Origin of the sequence: Sulfobacillus thermotolerans (genome assembly GCF_039623705.1) — a bacterium.
Classification (GTDB): domain Bacteria; phylum Bacillota; class Sulfobacillia; order Sulfobacillales; family Sulfobacillaceae; genus Sulfobacillus; species Sulfobacillus thermotolerans.
This window is the reverse complement of record NZ_CP133983.1, coordinates 944,610-962,731: the sequence shown is the minus strand read 5'-3', so window position 1 is coordinate 962,731 and position 18,122 is coordinate 944,610. Positions and strand designations below refer to the sequence as shown.

At 57.4% G+C, this 18,122-nt stretch carries 15 protein-coding genes; 4 read left to right on the top strand and 11 right to left on the bottom strand.

Annotation, left to right across the window (positions count from 1 at the left end; translation table 11 throughout):
* Positions 1–5 precede the first annotated feature (5 nt).
* The gene (locus tag ORD20_RS04900) at positions 6–332 is read left to right on the top strand and encodes a helix-turn-helix domain-containing protein (protein WP_103376746.1); all 327 of its coding nucleotides are present in this window, start codon (positions 6–8) and stop codon (positions 330–332) included.
* Complete coding sequence (locus tag ORD20_RS04895; RefSeq protein WP_103376747.1) at positions 332–1,210, top strand: Cfr10I/Bse634I family restriction endonuclease; 879 nt, start codon at positions 332–334, stop codon at positions 1,208–1,210. Before ORD20_RS04900 ends, ORD20_RS04895 begins: the two co-directional genes overlap by 1 nt.
* Here the strand turns inward: ORD20_RS04895 and ORD20_RS04890 are convergent.
* The 11 genes from ORD20_RS04890 to ORD20_RS04840 form a co-directional block, all read right to left on the bottom strand.
* Positions 1,200–2,303 (bottom strand): DNA cytosine methyltransferase, encoded by a 1,104-nt coding sequence (locus tag ORD20_RS04890; RefSeq protein WP_158246396.1) that lies wholly within the window; start codon positions 2,301–2,303, stop codon positions 1,200–1,202. The genes ORD20_RS04895 and ORD20_RS04890 overlap by 11 nt on opposite strands.
* 1,008 nt (positions 2,304–3,311) lie before the next feature.
* A complete protein-coding gene (locus tag ORD20_RS04885) occupies positions 3,312–4,931 on the bottom strand; it encodes a hypothetical protein (RefSeq protein ID WP_146039113.1) in 1,620 nt (539 codons plus the stop codon).
* 71 nt (positions 4,932–5,002) lie between these two features.
* A complete protein-coding gene (locus ORD20_RS04880; RefSeq protein ID WP_103376750.1) occupies positions 5,003–5,803 on the bottom strand; it encodes a hypothetical protein in 801 nt (266 codons plus the stop codon).
* Positions 5,804–5,876: 73 nt separating this feature from the next.
* Positions 5,877–6,926, bottom strand: a complete 1,050-nt coding sequence (locus ORD20_RS04875) for a hypothetical protein (protein WP_430626559.1) — start codon at positions 6,924–6,926, stop codon at positions 5,877–5,879.
* Between the two features lie 151 nt (positions 6,927–7,077).
* On the bottom strand, positions 7,078–8,619 hold the full coding sequence (locus tag ORD20_RS04870; RefSeq protein ID WP_430626558.1) for an FtsK/SpoIIIE domain-containing protein: 1,542 nt from the start codon (positions 8,617–8,619) through the stop codon (positions 7,078–7,080).
* Positions 8,598–9,101: a hypothetical protein gene (locus ORD20_RS04865; RefSeq protein WP_430626557.1), complete on the bottom strand. Its 504-nt coding sequence runs from the start codon at positions 9,099–9,101 to the stop codon at positions 8,598–8,600. The genes ORD20_RS04870 and ORD20_RS04865 overlap by 22 nt, the downstream gene beginning before the upstream one ends.
* Positions 9,102–9,189: 88 nt before the next feature.
* Positions 9,190–10,017, bottom strand: coding sequence for a lytic transglycosylase domain-containing protein (locus tag ORD20_RS04860; protein ID WP_103376754.1), 828 nt, complete (start codon positions 10,015–10,017; stop codon positions 9,190–9,192).
* A gap of 175 nt (positions 10,018–10,192) precedes the next feature.
* The gene (locus ORD20_RS04855) at positions 10,193–12,016 is read right to left on the bottom strand and encodes a VirB4 family type IV secretion system protein (RefSeq protein WP_158246397.1); all 1,824 of its coding nucleotides are present in this window, start codon (positions 12,014–12,016) and stop codon (positions 10,193–10,195) included.
* 60 nt (positions 12,017–12,076) lie between these two features.
* Positions 12,077–12,934, bottom strand: coding sequence for a hypothetical protein (locus ORD20_RS04850; protein WP_103376757.1), 858 nt, complete (start codon positions 12,932–12,934; stop codon positions 12,077–12,079).
* A 70-nt stretch (positions 12,935–13,004) separates the two neighbouring features.
* On the bottom strand, positions 13,005–15,113 hold the full coding sequence (locus ORD20_RS04845) for a hypothetical protein (RefSeq protein ID WP_103376758.1): 2,109 nt from the start codon (positions 15,111–15,113) through the stop codon (positions 13,005–13,007).
* 12 nt (positions 15,114–15,125) lie between these two features.
* The gene (locus ORD20_RS04840) at positions 15,126–15,884 is read right to left on the bottom strand and encodes a hypothetical protein (protein ID WP_103376759.1); all 759 of its coding nucleotides are present in this window, start codon (positions 15,882–15,884) and stop codon (positions 15,126–15,128) included.
* 304 nt (positions 15,885–16,188) lie between these two features.
* Between ORD20_RS04840 and ORD20_RS04835 the strand changes: the two genes are divergently transcribed.
* A complete protein-coding gene (locus ORD20_RS04835) occupies positions 16,189–16,476 on the top strand; it encodes a transposase (RefSeq protein WP_430626556.1) in 288 nt (95 codons plus the stop codon).
* A complete protein-coding gene (locus tag ORD20_RS04830) occupies positions 16,476–16,976 on the top strand; it encodes an IS3 family transposase (protein WP_430626682.1) in 501 nt (166 codons plus the stop codon). Before ORD20_RS04835 ends, ORD20_RS04830 begins: the two co-directional genes overlap by 1 nt.
* Positions 16,977–18,122 lie beyond the last annotated feature (1,146 nt).

The following is an 18,122-nucleotide window of genomic DNA, read 5'->3' as shown; positions in this document are numbered from 1 at the left end:
CAATCATGACAGAACAAGAACTGAAAACCTTTTTTGGACATACCATAGCCAAACTACGAATGCAAAAGTCGATGAAGCAAGAAGAGTTGGCGCAACAAATTGGCTGCACTTCACGGCATATGTCCTCCATCGAACGCGGAGAAAAAATGCCCCGACCTTACTTAATAGTCGAATTAGCTCGAGTCTTAGAGGTTCCCGTTCGGAATTTCTTTCCCGGCGACGACAAAGACCAATCTATCTTCGAGTTACTTCCATGGCCCTATCAAGAAACAGCGCGGATTATGATTCGTCGATTGGAGCTATTAAGTTGTGATAACAGGAGGAAACACTAATGAATCTCACTTTCAGCGAGGCGTTTATTCTTAATTCTGCGACAGGAAAGGGTCAAATCGTCCCATCCCATGCCTTGGACGACCTATATGGAGCTTCTCTCCCACAGTTGCCAATAGTAGCTACGCTAGAACAATTGACCAAGCACATTAGCGATGTCGCTAACGCAAAAGGTTTAGCCTTGCCAAGTCGCGAAGCTTTATCCAATGCTCGTGGTACATGGTTTGAAACTCTTGTGGTGGCAAGCGCTTGGAACTACATCATTAATTTGGGAATCACCGATACGCTGGTCGTGCAATTACCGAACGTTCAACGTTTCGACTTTCGGAATCTCTTTGATCAGTCAAGTCAGTCTATGCTTGACGACCTTGAACGCTCTCTCAGGCGACACGAGGTGGATGTGGAAATGGTCACATCAAATCCCGACTTGATTGTCATTAAGTCTAAAGACATGTTGTCACGACTAGCTCCCCGAAAAATCGCCAACCTGTCATTGGCTAACCAACATTACTTGAGTGGATTTTACGAAAATCTCAGAACAAAATGTCCTTGGGACTCTATTGTCGCCGGGATCGGGCTCAAAACATCTGTCCGACCTGACCGACGACTTCAGTTGGTGCATGAAGGTAATATCCTAAAATCAACATTCGCCCATCTAAAAATGCGACATTGGAACAGAGACTTCCGTTTTCTCTACGTCGTCGCATCAAGCGAAAAGTTCAATGATGCAGATAAAAAAGCGCTAAAGACTGCCGCCACACATACCATCGTCAATGTAGATGCAACACCAGAACGTTCGGTTGATGAATTGTATTGGCTCACTGAGTTTGAAGACGTTGAACGTATGCTAGGCGATGTAATCACAACCATTAACCGATAATTGCCACCGCATTTTGAGCCTCAAGCGTGTAATAGCTGTCCAAGACCACTTTTATCTGATCGGCAAGCAACTCAGCCAGTCGAAAGGCAACCCCGTTGGAAATCATCTTGAACATCTTGTCTAATGGAGTCCCTTCTTCGAACTGATACCAATCCGGCACGGATTGAAGGCGCAATGCTTCTCGCACTGAAATTCGGCGAGGCTCAGTGGGGTGAAGATGCACTTCGTTGTTCCCATAAGCTACCGTCGGACTATAACGAAAACGATGTAGGCGCTTAAATGACTTGCGACGGTCGTCTCCTTCGGCAATGACCGTGAATTTATCCGATCTCGGTTGAAAAAACACATGATTGGGCAGTCCACTAGTCGGTACATCTTTGATGGCCGAATGAACCGTAAGGGCATATGGTACTACCAATTCATGAATGAAGTCCTCTTCATCTACTTGAGTCCCGTAATCCCATGTATCGATCCAATCAAAATTGGCTTTCGCCCTAGGATAGATAGGTTGTGGAAACTCGAAGGTCGGTAACCCATGAATGCGAAGAGCCGTAGCAATAGCATGTTTCACGCCCACTAAAAAGACCCGTGACCGATCTTGGGGGATGCCGTAATCCAAGGCATTCAGCACTTGAAAATCCACCTCATACCCAAGATCTGCGAACTGAGCCATCAAAGGAATTAACGCTTCTTCACGATTTTTTCGTATTTTGTACAAACCCTCGACATTCTCAAATAAGAAGAAATCAGGATTTACGGTGGCGACTTTGTCTAAATAATCCCAAACCAATTGCCCGCGGGCTCCAGCAACACCAGGTTTATTCGCATTCCCAACCGAAAAATCCTGACACGGAGGGCCCCCGATAATTCCAGCAGCTTTAGGAATACTATCAGGACTAACTTTCGTAATGTCAGCGGTTTGAATGGTATCTCGACGCCCTTCTCCATAGCGAAGCCTTAAATTATAATTATGAGCTTGCGCGAAATAAGGCACTAATTCACAGCCCCAAACCACATCAAAGCCGTGTTCCATGAAGCCAAAGTCCAAAAAACCCGCCCCAGAAAATAATGAAACCACCGAATATCCTGCCATTGGCAACGCCTCCACACTAATCAATTTTGACAAGACAACCGCTTTCATGCCAGAGAATGAACTCTCCAGCCCATTCTATCTCCATCCAGGTGAGGTAGATTCCTAGTTCTGGAATCACTGCGACAGGATCGGTGTCTACAAACATAGATTTTATCCATTTTCTCCTCATAACCTTATTATGGGGCGAACATTTGGAACTGTCGAGACCTTTACTTGCCCCCCCGTTAAGCTTATGGCCAAAAGGGAGACAGACGGATGTGATTCAGAATGTTTCTGCTATGTCAACTAAATCCGCGCAACACCCCCTGGTTAAAGAACGCCATGACTGGAAACACCCTAGTCATGGCGCGGTGGAATCCGACCCCTCAATCCGTTTCCTGGCATAGCCTCTGTCCTTTTCCTCCCTTCAGTTGACATAATATCATGACTTGACGGCCTGTCAAACAATGACAATAGCAGGACCCCAACAAATGAGCCTCCCTGCTCAAGCCGTTTGCGCAGGAAATGATCAAACATCGTCTTGATTGGCATTTGCTGAGGATGCGGCATGGTCTTTGCAATTGACGGGGCATGTGCAGCCACACACATTGGTAGACAGACGCGCCCTGCCCACCCTCGAAAATATACGCCAAGACGGGATATACAGGCAAAAATTCCTCTTAAATAGATTGTGGTACACACAAAAAGCGGCTGGGCCTCGTACAGACCCAGCCGCGACACACTCTAAGGCCATTACACATCTCACGTGTGACACGTTCGTCAGGGCGTCGTCCTCCATAATTCTCTTGCAAGATATCGGCCGTGGCAGTAAAGGGCCAATGGCCTGTGGGCGGAAGCTACCCCTCGTGCTCTCACCCTCTCACGTAATACCACAGGCGATGGCCCACCTAGACACACGGCCACCCGAGAGCCTTTCACACGCTTTCCACCATAGTTGTTTTGTCTGCCGCTAGATTGTCGCACAGATGCACTATCACAGGTCTCCCCCCGCTATCTGTCCCTGCGACGTTAGTTAGACGTATTGGATGCATTGGCCCCGGTTCCGCTGGTGACGGTCACCACGGGATACGGACAAAATGTCGGATCGTAGGCTTCTGAATACTTCGGCGGTCCGTCCGGCACTCGTGTTTGCGTACACTCAGTGCCATCAACGCAGGTGGTCGTGACCTTGTATTGGGTGGCCCTGTCAATAGCCCACCCGGGCCCCGGCAATAACGTATCGGGCGTGGCCCCGCCGGCTTCAACCCATGTATCGCCTTCTGGAGCCGCAATGGGTTGCCCGTTGTCTTCACGCATCACGGGGTTGGGCATACATGCGACGGCTGTTGGCCCGACGACCTGGGTGGTGGTCGTAATCGTGGTGCGGGGCACACACGATGTTGTGGTATGCGCTTCTTGCGCGGGAGCACAGTGGTCTCCAATAGTCTCTTGCCGCCACTCGGTTTCGATTTGCATGCGATACGCCGTATAGGAATAATATTCCGGCACCGCATGCCACTGGGTGACTGCTTGCTCTTCGTAACGGATCTGGTCCACCATCCCCCCATAACATGTCGTGTTGATGCACAACGCCCGAGGGCTCCATATTTCCGTCCACACAGGAACCCTTTCGTACACCGTATACGGCTCTTCCTCATACCGCACACCGGTGAGGGTATACGGAATGGAGATGTCATAGGTATAGGACACTGTTTGCGTCACTGGAGTACACACCGTTTGTGTGGTATAGGTGGTCTGGGTCTGAAGTTGATCATCGTAAGGACACGCTGGAGGCGATGAGCTAACAATCGGCAGAGGCGTGGCCGTTCCCCCAGACGTTGGTCCCGTATAATGGTATGACGGCCTGGTGTGCTGGGTGTGGTTCGATGTTGACGGATTAGATGATGGAGCGGGCGATGATGCCGTAGAGGTTCCCGTCACGCATGCCACTTGTTCTGTGCCTTTAAGTGCTCCGGAGTGCGCCCCCCAGATATACTCCGTTTGCGTTCCATTGTTGCACGCGCCAAACGTCCATTGTTGATGGGTTCCCGCACACTGGCTGGCCGATCCGGTACACCCCGGCGTGCCCTGGCACACCCCGTCTCCGTCAATCTGACTTTCCCCTGCGGGGCAACTCGACGCGCAATAACTTTCATTGTTGCCGTTATACGCCACGACTCGCCCTTGCCCACATGAATTATAAGTCACTTGCCCGGTGTGTTGACTCGCTTGTGTGTCCGGTCCCGACGTGTTGATGGGATTCGTAAAAGATCCTCCGTCCTCCCATGCGCCACTGGGCGTAGCACTCGCACTGTTGGACGCTGAATTGCTCGCAGTCGATGAAGATTGCGAACTGCTCGACGACGTGGAGGAACTACTAGCACTACTCGATGACGAGGAACCCCAATGGCACAGGGTTGCCGTGGAACATTGCGACCCTGACGCATTGCCGCTATGACAATCGTGATATTTCCCGCCGTAATAATTGCACCATGTCGCTGAGCCACATCCGCTGCATCCCATGTTTTCCCATGCCGCAAAACTTGGGTGCGACAGCCCTAAGATGCCGCTCAGGACGATACCCACCCCTGCCGCCAGCAGTAGGCGGGATGGTCGTGCGAGGCGGTAGAGGGAAACGAATTGACGCATAGGGCACTCCTTTCTTGACAATATGACCGCTATGTTGCCAGCGGCGTGCGATACCGATTACTTGCGACGCACTACCGCTCATCGGGCAAAGTGATAGGGCGTTGGCCGGGCACTAAGTCAAATTCAGTTTGACCGATCATCCAAGTGCTTGTGCGCGGCGTCCTGCCTACCCTATCCATGAAGACTTCCCCCTCCATGGTTTGGGTCACTCGATGCCCTGCGAGGCTTTCGTAGAGCCGGACCCGCATTGGCACAAGTAATTGAGCCGTGACAGGCCATCGCGCTGACTTCGGGGGGGTGAGCTGCCGCACGCTGATGGGATAACTAGATGGATACGATGTCACCACGGTAATCGTTCCTCCATAAACATACCGCCGCGATGCCCAATCCCCATAGACTAACAAATACCCATAATCAGCGGCGAGCGTGGAGGCTTCGCTCGGATCTAGGCGGCCAATCACCTGTAGCGGATTGTTGCCCAAGGCCATCCGCGCCGCGTCTGCGGCGGTTCTGATGCCCGCCTGAAGAACCTGGGGTGTCAGACCGGGCACAACGCGCTCAACGTGATGAAAATAGGCCGCATTGGCCCGCGTGGTCCCCTGAATCCCGGCGACCGTCCAATGGGACCATGACGAAGGTGCGGACGGCGCGTGAACAAGGCTCGCTGTAATGCGACCTTGGGTGGCGGCCAATGGCGAATGAACCGTGTGCAACCACTTCTGAGCATATTGCACAACCTGCACGTTGGCTTCGGGAGAGGGAGTAGCCCGCCTTGGTGGAGACATACGGGGGATTCCCCACATCCATACCCCTATTCCAACAAGCCCTGCCACACCGATTCCGACCATGCCATGACGCATTGTGATGGGCATTTTTCTCCCCTCTTTCCAAGACAAAGCCGCCGTGTATAGAACTCACACGGCAGCTACGATAGTGCAAGGCAGACTACCCTTCGTAAGAAACCGGTATCCATCCCCACCCGCTAGGAGCCGCGACATCCGGCACTAAAGCGAGCGTCAGGTCCACGTCCATGGGGGCAAATTGTCCGGTCGTCAGGAGCGAAGCATTCGCCGTTGATGGGCCGTAGCCCCACGCCACGACTTGCATGGGGACGTTGAGTTCCACGACCCCGTTAGCGGTTTTAGAAAGCAACAGCTCGAGTGACGACGACGATGGCGCCGGAATCACTGCACTGCTCGGCACAGACGATTCTAAAGTCATTTGCAACAAGAAACGCCAGTCGTTCATCTGGGTATAGATGTTTTCACCTTCCATAAGATTCGTGACTTCCGTTTGTTGCCACGCAGAGGGCATGAGTCCCCAATCCATTTGCTTCAACGCTAAGGCCGGATTATTGATGTAAACCGGAATATCTTGAGTCGCCACCGTAAGCCCTGCCGCCCACACGCTTGACGGAAGCGTCAAACCCAGACTTTGGGCTTGTTGGGTAAGGGTTGTGACGGCGGTCGATTGTCCGATCACGGTGTTTTGTGTGAAGTGATATTGTTGCGCTAACGTTGTCAGGGCAGCCGTGTACGGCACCGAGTAGGTACGAAACGTGTTGGGAGTCAGGACGTTCGCCAGATGGTGTTGCGCTTGAACCCAATCATCCCACAGCGACGCGGTGGTTACCGCTTGCCCGATCACGGGCCCCGTAGCATTCGGACTCAAGGTCGCTCCTATCGCCCACCCGGTGCTTGTGGGAGGTGTCCATTGGACTTGATTTTGATCTTCCAAGGTTTGTGCTATAGGCAAAGGAGTCCACGTTGACGTTGGGGAAGGTTTCACCCAAAACTGCACATTAAATGCGATTTGCTGTTGGTCCAGCCAATTGACGGGGCTAATCGTCGCCGTGATGGTCATCGGTTGACCGGCTCGCACCGGATGGCTCGCGCTGATTTCTTGTGGAATGGTGGAAAAGGGGATGCAGAAAAATCGCGTGATTTTTGTAGGCTGAGCATACCAATGCCCGGGTTCCGAAGAGACTATAGTCATTGTACCACGATGGAACGTTGACCACAAATCGGAGGCGAGGCCGTTGCCCAGAGGCGTTGGGCCCACCTCCGATTTGTGCGGAAGGATCGCTAATCGCGCGGGCAGGGCGCATCGGTGAGGCTTGGCGAGATGAGGGACCCTGTGGGCATCATTAAGCCTTCTTGGCCCATCCATCACGAATCACCTGCCAGACCCCTTCGGTTGCGAGCGGAGTCTGGCCCCGAATGGCCACCCCCATACTACTGCTTTTAAACAGAGCGTCTCCTCGACCGAGCAGGGTTTCGGCCCCGGGGCTATCTAAGATGACTTGCGATCCCACCGTGTTGGCAACTTTCAACGCTAACCGAGTGGGTAAGTTGGCTTTGAGCGTCGAATCAATCGTTTCCGCCAAGGGGTGTTGGGTCGCAATCCACAGCAACAGACCGGCTCCGCGAGCTTTTTGCCCCAACCGCCCAATATTGCGTTCCAATTCTTTGAGATCGTCCTTCTCCAATTGGTCCTTGAGGTCCTTATATTCATCCACTACCAAGAGACGATACGGATATTGCGTCCACCCCGCCGCCATCGCTGCCGCCAGATCCTCGACCCCCCCATGGGCAAACTCTTCAAAGCGAGCATCCGCTTCGTCCGCCCATTGTGCGACGAGTTGGCACACCTCCTGGGGCGTTTTGACCAACGCATCAACATGGGGCGCGTGCTTAGCCCACGGGAATGACGCGCCCGCCTTGGGATCCACGAGCGAAATGCGCAACCGCGTCGGCGGAACCGTGATCATGAGACTGGCTAACCATCCCACCAACGACACGGTTTTTCCGCCGCCCGTCGTGCCCCCCGCCAATAAGTGGGGCCAAGTGGCCGCATCCGACCAAAAGGGGGTGCCGTCCGATTTCACCAGGCAGCACACAGGCAAGGCCATGTTTTTCAAAGACTGCCGCGTCTGTTTATCCGTTCGAGCCAACGCCGTCACCAAGTCCACAAACTGCCGATCCGGGCGGGGACGCTCTACGGCAATGACTCCGGGTGCCCCCTCCACATAGGCCATCCGCAAGGGTAATTCGCCGTGCCCTAATTGCCCCGCAAGGGTCGCGGACTCGCCCAAAATCCTCTTCGCCAACGCTGCTGGCGGCCGAATTTTGGCCACATCCACCGTTAAGCCCCGTTGGCCTCCGATCGCGACGGTATCGGGAAATCCCAAGTGCCCCAACACGCGCACTACGTCCTGCACCCGTTCGGGGGGAATAGGACCCGACAGGACGGGGAGAGGGTCCGCCGCCGCTGCCCGTAGTTGTCCCCATCTCAGTCCGTCCTGGCCCCATTGGGTCGCGTCAGGCAGCCCCTCGACTGTTGACTTGGGGGGTTCCACAGGCGGAGCGTCTTCCCCCCTAGGACTCGAGGCTGACTCGCGTCCTCGCCGCACAATCCCCTCCGCGCTGACCGTCCATGTGCCTGTGATTCCCGCATGATGTAACGCGGTTTCAGCCCATTGGGTGGCCCATTGCACCCACTCTTGCATGGTGCCTGCATGAAATCCCATGGCCCAATGGGGGTGAATGAGCCCGTCGGCAGCGACCACGGTCATACGACGCGCCGTCGTCCCATCCGGTAAGGTCGTCCACGCCACATCGGGTTTGCTCGTAGCAAATCCGGCATCCAAGACGTGAGCGGCGTGGGCTAAATCTGCCGTCGAGGCCACAGCGTCTGCCCCCCATATTCGACGGCATCCGTCCAATACATCATCGTATTGGCCGGGCCATAACCGGGGTTCTGCGGATCACCGTCAATCGGCAAGGGCACCCAGACCCATGCTTTGTGAGGCTGGCGAAAGCCCCACCAGAGGACAGGAACGCCCTCGGCATTCTGGGCGGCGTCATTGGCGATAGCCCACATCCCCGAATGACGCAGCGCAGGACTGGGACTCAGTTGTAAATAGGCCGGAGGCATGGGCATTCCGTCGCGATGAGCAGTGCGCACTAACGCACGCCACGCGGCGGCCTGCGCCGGAAGAATCGTCGGGGGAACGTTCGTCGTTCGGACCTTTTGTGCCGACGCGCCGACAGGGGGTGAGGATATTCCCGGTGGGGGTGTGGCTGGGGATGGTGTAGTTCCCCCCCAGCCACACCCCACCATGCTCACGCCGCCCACCCCTGCGCACAAGACATACTCCCATTTACGCATCGTGATGCTCCTTCACTGGGCTTATTGAACCGAGGCCCGCTCCATCGGAGGGGCGTGCAACGATCGGCACTACACCGGACTCTGCCTATCACGCGGCCGCCGCGATCTCGACGGCAGTTTCGCCCGCCGACTCCAAAATGTCCACCCATTCAGCTTGCCACGTCTCGGCGGGCGTGGCAGCCAATCCCGGCAACGCCGAAAACGGCAATAAGGAAGGGGTGGGAATGTTCATTGCTTTCACGGCTTCTGCGTAGTTGGCGACCCCAGGAAGCTGAGGCGTTCCCACCACATACGTCGCATCTGTCAAACCGTGGTTACCCGCTGCGGGGCAGTGATTGAGCAACTCCGCCGCCGTGCTCCACGCTACATTACCCATCACCCCTTGGGCCTGTACCCACCCGGCTCCCGCGTAATAGGCCGCTGATGCTAGAAACCAATTTCCCCCAAACATGCGAGCATTCTGCGTTAAGTATTCTCCAGCCAGTATCAGACTTGCTTGCGCATTATGGCGGTCTCCCGGCTGATACCCAGGCAGGGCTTGGGCTGTACCTAACTGAAGTTGCATCAAACCGTAGGCTCCTCCGTCACTCGCTTGGGGATCGCCTGTCGGATTTTCTTTTAACAACTCTCCCGCCAACCAAATAGCGGGCACTCCGGTTTGATCACTCGCGACCAAAATATCGTGCCAGTAGTGGGCAACGGTGTTTTGGTCACTGAAAGATAAATATGCGGGCGACGCGTTCACGGCGACTTGGGCTTCCGAATCGTCGTCGCCGCGCCACCGATGATGTTGATAATTGGCCGGCATCTGCGCCACAAATACCCACGGGAGCAAAAAGACCCCGATAATCCCGGCGATAATGCGTCGGGTGCGTCGCCGTTGTTGACGGGCGCGCACGGACGGTGACCTGCCCATGATTACGGATGCTCCTGAATTTGATAGCTAATGCGCCAGTCATCCGGTTCGTAGACAGGAAGCCCTTGCCCCATCAGCTACAAGTAATCCTTCCCCTTTCTGCGTGAGTCGCTCTGTGTAGAGAAGACTCACACAGAAAGGCCGCCTCATGGGGCGGCCTTGTCAAGACAGCGTGTTAGCCTCGGGTCTTATATAACCGCGCCTCGTCCGGTGGAACTTCAGCCCGCGCCGTCACCCATTCATCGTGCCACAAGCGCAGTAAGACGGTTTGTTTAGGCAACTCAACCAGAGTTCCCGCCACCGGCGCGGGCATTTGTAACGCCTGGGCCGCACTTTCTACTTGGGCTTTTTCAAGTCGTAGGAAGGCTTTCAACGGCGTCGTAGCCCACAGGGATTGACCGACAGATGTGGACCACAGGGGATCGGGCGTATTGGTAGCCAACAGCATCACACCATTCCATTTCCGGATCGTCGAGGCCAGATCCGCCACCGACGATCCCAAAATGGGCTGGGTCATCACCCGCTGACCTTCATCCACCACAATGGCCGTCCATTGCCCGGCCCGGCGCTGACGCCGTAGCCACTCCCAAATGGTATGCCACACCAAAACATAACGGCCCGCTGTTTCGGGAGGCAAATGGCGGGCGTCCACCCCCGCGTGTTGAGCCAGGTTCCCCAAGTGCCACACCGTCAGAGGGCTGGGGATGGTGTCCCAGACTTCGGGACGCCCCGCGAACAAGTATCGTTGTGATCCGTGAATGTACACCCACAATCGTTTGGCAGCGTTCATGGCGTCCGGGTCCTCGGTCGTGATGTTCAATTGCTCCCAGACCTCGGCCATAGTCGGATGGGGGGCATGGGGGGTGCGGGTCCATGTGGCCGGGTCCTCAGGGGAGACTCCGTATCGCTTCCATACGGTAATGACCGCTCGCTCCACGGCGGACTTCGTGACCAGATCAAAATCCCCCAGAATCTGGGTCAAGCGGCCTACCGTGTCTAACATCCGGTCCCACCGCCGCGCATCCGTGGCCTCGTCCCCTACGGGCGCGGGAATGGCAAGAGGATCAGGGAAAGCACTGGCTTGTGTGCCAGACACGTCAATCCATGTCCCTCGTTCGGCCTCACACACCGCCCGGTACTCCCCGTCCACATCCAGCACGACCACACGGAACCCTTGGGCCAGCAGCCCCCGAATAACTGTTTTCATCCAAAAACTTTTACCCGTCCCCGTGCTTCCGACCGCTAACAAATTGGCCGCCGTCCCGGCAACATCTTGGAAAAAATCGACAAAAATGGGGTGCCCTTGTGCCGTGTGGCCAACATAGACCCCTCGGGTCGGATCGTCCCCGGTGAGGCCCCACCCCGGCCATACCAGTGATGCCGCACGTTCGGCGGTCGTGACACGCGGTTCCCACGTCGGAGATGACGCGTGCCCCCCAATCCACCGTTGAATGCGGTCGGACCACGTCGAGCCCGTCGCGATAGGCAAGGGCCCCGCCCCCCACGCACGCACAGCCGCCCATTGCTGGTCGTAAGGCAACGGTCGCACTTGCACCCCCAAGGCTTGCCAGCGGGCAAGCAACAACATCACGTCTTCCTCTAACAGATCGGGCGTAGAGGTGACGAGGACGACGGTATCCACGTTAACCAAAGATTCCCCTTGAAACACCAGTGCATCCCGCATGGCTTTAAGTCCCGTGAGGGCGGTCCATTCGTCCCGGCGTGGCCCGGTTTCTTCTTGGGCCAGATCCCGGACGGCCATTTCTAGGCGACGGATTTTGCGAGCCAGTTCGCCGTTTAACAGCAAAGGACTTGGGGTGACGCGCCAGACCCATTGCACCAAAGGCCAGGTATCGGACCGCAGGGGATGCGCCGCCAATGCCAGGCGGTCTCCCACAGCCCCTTGTGGCCACTCGACCACCGCAAACGCCCGGTGTGCCACGGGTGATTGGGGGCGAAAACACTGAATCGCATCCCGTTGCTCTTCCCATCCATCCATCGGTTGGGCTCCTGTCCCGCCCTGACGGTCTGAACGCCGAAACCACCACCCCATCATCGTTCAACGCGGCAGAACACGGCGCTTCCCTCCTTTGGAACCCAATCGAGGCAGAGGCGCCAACCTCAGCCCCGTGTGCACGTTATCCACCCATCGGCTATAGGCCGCCGCTGGATTCGCGGCGTCCTGTGTGATGGCTTGGGCGCTCGCTGCGGATACCCATTGCCAATCGCCGGGCCCCGGCACAGCCCGCCAGGCTTGTTCTACGGATTGAAAATGCACCCATGCGGGATCTCGACGCGGATCGGGCCATCCCATACGCAGGTAGACCTCCGTGTTGACACTGCGGGGCCCCACGGCCTGCACCCACCACTGCCACCGCGCCACCATGACGGGATCGGGGGTCGTAGCTGGCATCACAGCTGAGCCGGGCAATTGGGCGGTGCGAATATCCAGCACCAATCCATGCGCCGCCGCAACACGCACTGCTTGAGCCAGTCGATGATGCCATGCGTCCACCTGCGACGCATCCACAAGGTTTGTCGGGGGCAGGACGAGGCGAGCGACGGCCCACGTCGCTCCTCCGACCGACCACACCGGGTCGGGTGCTTGGTTCGCCGGAATCCCGGGTGACAGCCCGGGCGGATTATCCGTTAGAACGTGCCGCTGGCGCCACCGAAGCCGCCGTGCCATCATCGCGGGCCCATCCACGGCAATCCACACCCCCAAGCCACTGCTGAGTACCAACGCGATAGCCATAGCGACAAGCCACCCCAACAACGGCGTGACAAGGAACAATACCATCGGAACAAGGATCGCCATACCGCCCAAGAGGATGGCCAACCCGCTGAACGTCATTTTGCCAATCACGTGCGCATCGGTTCGAGGATCTAAATCAGGAATGACAGGGCGGTCTGCCACGGGCACATCATCCTTTCTGTCCTATTGGCCCTGCACTTGATGACGCCAATGCTGCGCAACGGGTGGAAAATCAGGATAGGTGCCCCGTAGAGGCCTTGGACGATTGTGCTACCCATACGCCTTGCCGTAATTCTTCCGTACGCCCGTACCGTTGACGAGTCAAGGGCGCATGGTGCGTGGTCGGGTGGGCCAACGTCGTCGCCACCGTTGGAGGGAGCATTGCGCCCGAGCGCGCTTGAACGGAAACTTGAGCCCCGTTGGTATGTATCAACGGCATAGCTCCGTGCTCCGCCCAGCGATCATCCGAATACTCTGTGGTGAGAATGGTCGCCGCCAGCGTTTTAGCCCGAGTGTCGACCCATTTCTTAATCTCTTGCGGATGCGCTTGAGACAACGGGGTGCCATCGGGTTGCACCTGGCTCGTGACCTCCGCCTGTGCCTGCTGCGCCGCCTGCGTTCTCGCGTCCCCTTCATGCATGGCTCGCCACGTCATAGGGTCATCTGCGAGGCCCGCTTGCGCCCACGTTTTATGCAATTCGGTCGCAACTTCAGCAGCGTGACTGGGCGATCGAGCAGTTCCTTGCCAGCCTGCACCGTCCGCCGTTTCTTGCCACCGTACCGTTGCGGCGGCGTCGGGGACTGCCATCGGGGTTGTCTGCACGGCCCATCCCGCAGGATGCGCAAAGGGGGAATCCGTTGATCCGCCCATACGGGTAGTATCGGCACTGGTGATTTCGGTGTCACGCCACCCGGCTTGCGCCCCACGCCACGCCGCCCGATCCTTGTATTCCACAGCGGCATCGCTCACATGGGCCCCGGCCGTAGTGGTGGACTCCCCCCATTCGGCCATCGTCGTCCCCCACCTTTGCACAACATCCCCAGCAACACCGGGCAAAATCACTCCCAATTGTTCCAGCCGTTGCCCCGTCGTTTGCGCACGTTCCCCTAATTGAACCGCCCTGTCGCCTGCTTGTCCCGCCAAGACCGCCACGTTTTGGCGCATGGCCGTCCACCAATTGGCGAGGTCGATTTGCACGTGGCGTAATAACAACCACGCCGGCATGGCAAACCCGCGCCATCCTACGACAATCCATACCACCGTCCACCCCAAGCTGAGCCACGGTGCAAGCCCTACAAAGCCGGGAGATAATCCCAACGGCCCGTGAGGCCCCCCATCGATGGCGGCAATGCCTCCGACCCATATCCACGCGCCCAATTGCAACGCAAAGGCCCTAGCCGCCACGCCTAATACCGCCCACATCGCCTCAGGAGACCACGGGTCCAATACGGCGATCCACGCCCACACGGGAGCGATTCCCAGCCAGACCCCGGCCCCTACCAGCAGGAGCGTCCAGAGGGCCACAGCGACCGTCACCGCCACCATCAAAAGAATCCCCACATTGAAAAACTGATACACAAAATTTGCAACATCGCGATAAATGGACAGTTGCCCGCTGATCATCCCTTCGCCGCCCGTAAAGGCCGTAGTCAGCGCATGCGCGACTCCGCTCGCGACGCCCAAAACGCCCGGGGCTGCAATTAAATCGCCAATTTTCGTCAGGCTCACATGACTGGGCCCGGACAACCCCCAGATTGCGCCCCAGATCCAAAACGGGTTCTGTAATGCGGACGGAGCAGCCCCAATCGACGACGCAATTGCAGTCGAGACCCGAGGCCCCCACGCCCCCCACAAGGTGCGCAGAAGGGGGGGCAACACGGACGGCGTGGCGAACACAAATATGCCCGTCGCAAGGGGGGCCCACAGCATGACGGAGCGAGGTCGTTGACCCCCGCGAAAGGCTACGAAGACTCCAAGCAAAATACCCAACGCCCAAATCGCTGCAACCAACACCGTCCAGACCGGCGGTTCGTGCATGGTGAGAAGAGTGTGAGTGGGCGTCCACGGATCACTCCACCCGGGGGTGCCTTTGGGATGCACCACGCGCAGCAAAGCTGGAAGCCCCGCGCTATGGCCAGTCAGATATTGCACCAGGTCCGTGAGCATTTTCCCGAAGTGGTTCCCAAACAGCAGAAACAATAACAGCACGAAGGGCAAAGACCAAACCCAAACGTTGACCGTATGCCCAATGTTGTTAAATCCGCTCGTAATCCCTTTTTCCGCGCCGTTGGAGACCGCGCTGGTGAGCGGGCCAATTAACCCTTTTAGCAATGATCCCATGCTCCGCCTCACTTAATTCGACTGACTTGCTGGCCTTGATTGCACGAAAGAGGCCAGTGGGGTCCACACATGGTCCCACGCCGCCGACCCCACCCCCTCAATCCCCAACGGCTCTGAGGGTAAGATAAGCCGGCGTGCCCCATCTCCTTTGGCCGTCCCCCGTGCGGCAATCCAGGTATTCAGAGGCACTTGGGTCGTGGAGGCCCCATTCGCCACCACGCAAATCATTAAATCGGCTGTGACGGTGGGAGGCGTCAGCCCCGCGTCGACCACAACGGCTGCGTCGGGCATCATTTTTAAGGCTTGCGGCCACTTGCGGGCCGCGTTCACGAAATTCATCGGGGTGCCCATCGCCCAGACCGTGAGACGATCCGTGAGTGTGATCACGGTCGGCGGGGCTCCGGCTGGCGTCCCCGCCTGCCACGAGGCTTCCCATCCCCACCCGGGACGGACGTGGGCGGTCCGAATGAGCGACAGCAACCCCGGCTGCGTGAAATGCCCATCAAGCAGGCGCACGGGCGTTGTTTGGTGCCATGCAAGCCATCGAGCCAAGGCCAAAGCCACCGACGACGTACCGGCTTTGCGGGCGTTGCCCCATACCCACGCGATCCACGGAAGTCGGATGGCCGACGGGGCGGGCTCGGACGGTGGCGAGACAACCCGCAAGGCAGTTGGCAGGGGCGAGCGCTTAGAGGATGGAGGGGCTCCCGCCCCTGCCGTGTTGTCTACATCGCCGAGCGGAGATGTAGACGCCAGATTAACGCCCGGCACTGGGCGTCGTGGGGGCAACGTTATATCCGAGGATGGTTGATCCCATCGCGATGGGCGAGCCGGACGCCAGTGCACCACAGGTCGCAACTGTCTGCGGATCGTCGGCCTGGTGGGATTCTCTCTCCGACCTGACGGGGCGTCTCTTTGGGAGGCAGTGGCATCGAGAGGATCCTCGGTAGGAGGTGGCGATGCTACTGACTCCTTCCGAGATCCGGACGCCGCATCCCCCTGGATGTTAGTCTAAATTGTGGACACCTCGAATTGAGACAAGATGATACAATCATTCTCAATTGAGGTGAATCCGATGGCCAATCAATATGATCGAACGTTTAAAGAACAAGCGGTGCAGCTCGTGTTGACCCAACAAAAAAGTGGCGCCCAAGTGGCGCGCGAACTCGGTATTCCCAGCAAAACGTTGTATGGGTGGATTGCCGCCTACAAAGCCGACCCGGTCGAACCCTTTGTCGGGAGTGGGCATCTGAAGGCGGAAGACCAAGCCCTGCGCGATTTGCAGCGGCGTATTCGGGATCTCGAAGAGGAAAATGCGATCCTAAAAAAAGCGATGCGCATCTTCACCAACGATCGGAAGTAATTTTTCAGTTCATTCATGAACACCGCTTCACCTTCTCGATCACGAAGATGTGCCAGATCCTCGACGTCTCGCGAAGCGGGTATTATGCCTGGTGCCATCGTCCACCCAGTCCCCGGGCGCAAGCCCGGGCCCGGCGGGTCGAACGGATTCGAGAGGTGTTTACGACATCGGGCGAACGGTATGGTAGCCCCAAAATCACCGCCGTGTTACGGCGGGAAGGCGAGCGCATCAGTCAAAAAACGGTGGCGCGGTTGATGCACGACCATCGGTTGCGCTCTCGCGTGACACGGAAATATAAAGCCACCACAAATTCTCGGCATACGTTGCCGGTGCATGAGAACGTGTTGAATCAAACGTTTACCGCGGATCGCCCGCATGCGGTGTGGATGGCGGATATTACCTACATCCCCACGGAGGAAGGATGGCAGCGGATCCATAGTGCCCTGGATTATCAGACTCCGGCCGAAGCCGATGCGGCGTATCATGCGCGATACGGCTAATGTCTCAATTTCGGGTGTCCATTTTATTGACATAGGTCCACCCGTCTTCGAGTCTTCAGAGCCGACGGGGGGCTGATCGGGAGCAGGCTCGCAGGACGAGAGGGACGTCTGCCGAGCCTGCTCCTGTTTCATCATGGCGAGCGTTCGAGCCGTTTCAGCTTGAATCCGGGCGGTTTCCGCTTCCATTTGGGCGATTTCTTGCTGAATCCGGGCGGTATCTTCTTGGTCCTTTTTGATCCGTTCGGCCCTTATCCGGGCTTCTTCCGCTCGGGCTTGCTCTAATGCTGCACGTTCTGCCGCTTCTTTTTCCATGCGTTGGCGTTGCGCTTCGGCTTCCAAACGGGCTTGCTCCACCGCTTGCCGGGCGGCTTCCACCCGGGCTTGTTCAGCTTTCTTCCGTTCGGCTTCCTGCTTCAAACGGCGGGCTTCAGCTCGAGTGCGGGCCTCTTGTTCCCGTAACTGAACCGTCGCATCATCGATGGATAGCGCACTTGGGGAATTCGAAGATCTGGACGCTACCCGGCCACCGGGCGCGGTTTGAGCTACACTAATCGCTCGATGAATGCGTCGCTCCCACGATTCCGAATCGGCCACCATCGCGGTGCCGACGCGTACAGCCCCTAGCGCTTCCCAAACCCGCCGGGCCCATTCTGCTCCCGTTAGGGCGTCGGGGCCCTTGGGCCACGCACACCAAAATCGATCGGGCCCTGATCGGACCAAGACGGCATGAGGACTCGCGAGGCGCTGAAGAACCGCCCCAGCCACCGCCATGTCTAACGGTTGCTCGTCCGAACTATACACCACCCCGACCATCCATGTCCCCGCGAAGTGCATTCGAGTTTGCCACAGGGCTCCCACTTCTGGCGTCCATGCCCCCGTTTCGGGATCACGCACGTTGGGGGTGTGGGGAGGCCATTGGACAGGATTGCCCACGGGCCACTGGAGTTGTAAGGGCCGAGTCGGGTCCCACGACTCATCTCCGATGCGGACGGTCGTGCCGTGGCGCGCACATTCGGCACATGCTTGACGCCAGACTTCCGCCTCCCGCGATCCAACCAATGGCAACGCCTGCACCGGAATCTCCAGTACGCTGGGCCAAACCTCTGCAGCTCGCGCCACGATTACCAACGCAAAGGGATACCGATA

What these genes read in the sequence shown, in the direction of transcription:
- ORD20_RS04900 (WP_103376746.1), top strand. Translation starts at nt 6, where the DNA reads ATGACAGAACAAGAACTGAAAACCTTTTTTGGACATACCATAGCCAAA.
- ORD20_RS04895 (WP_103376747.1), top strand. Translation starts at nt 332, where the DNA reads ATGAATCTCACTTTCAGCGAGGCGTTTATTCTTAATTCTGCGACAGGA.
- ORD20_RS04890 (WP_158246396.1), bottom strand. Translation starts at nt 2,303, where the DNA reads ATGGCAGGATATTCGGTGGTTTCATTATTTTCTGGGGCGGGTTTTTTG.
- ORD20_RS04885 (WP_146039113.1), bottom strand. Translation starts at nt 4,931, where the DNA reads ATGCGTCAATTCGTTTCCCTCTACCGCCTCGCACGACCATCCCGCCTA.
- ORD20_RS04880 (WP_103376750.1), bottom strand. Translation starts at nt 5,803, where the DNA reads ATGCCCATCACAATGCGTCATGGCATGGTCGGAATCGGTGTGGCAGGG.
- ORD20_RS04875 (WP_430626559.1), bottom strand. Translation starts at nt 6,926, where the DNA reads ATGACTATAGTCTCTTCGGAACCCGGGCATTGGTATGCTCAGCCTACA.
- ORD20_RS04865 (WP_430626557.1), bottom strand. Translation starts at nt 9,101, where the DNA reads ATGCGTAAATGGGAGTATGTCTTGTGCGCAGGGGTGGGCGGCGTGAGC.
- ORD20_RS04860 (WP_103376754.1), bottom strand. Translation starts at nt 10,017, where the DNA reads ATGGGCAGGTCACCGTCCGTGCGCGCCCGTCAACAACGGCGACGCACC.
- ORD20_RS04855 (WP_158246397.1), bottom strand. Translation starts at nt 12,016, where the DNA reads ATGGATGGATGGGAAGAGCAACGGGATGCGATTCAGTGTTTTCGCCCC.
- ORD20_RS04845 (WP_103376758.1), bottom strand. Translation starts at nt 15,113, where the DNA reads ATGGGATCATTGCTAAAAGGGTTAATTGGCCCGCTCACCAGCGCGGTC.
- ORD20_RS04835 (WP_430626556.1), top strand. Translation starts at nt 16,189, where the DNA reads ATGGCCAATCAATATGATCGAACGTTTAAAGAACAAGCGGTGCAGCTC.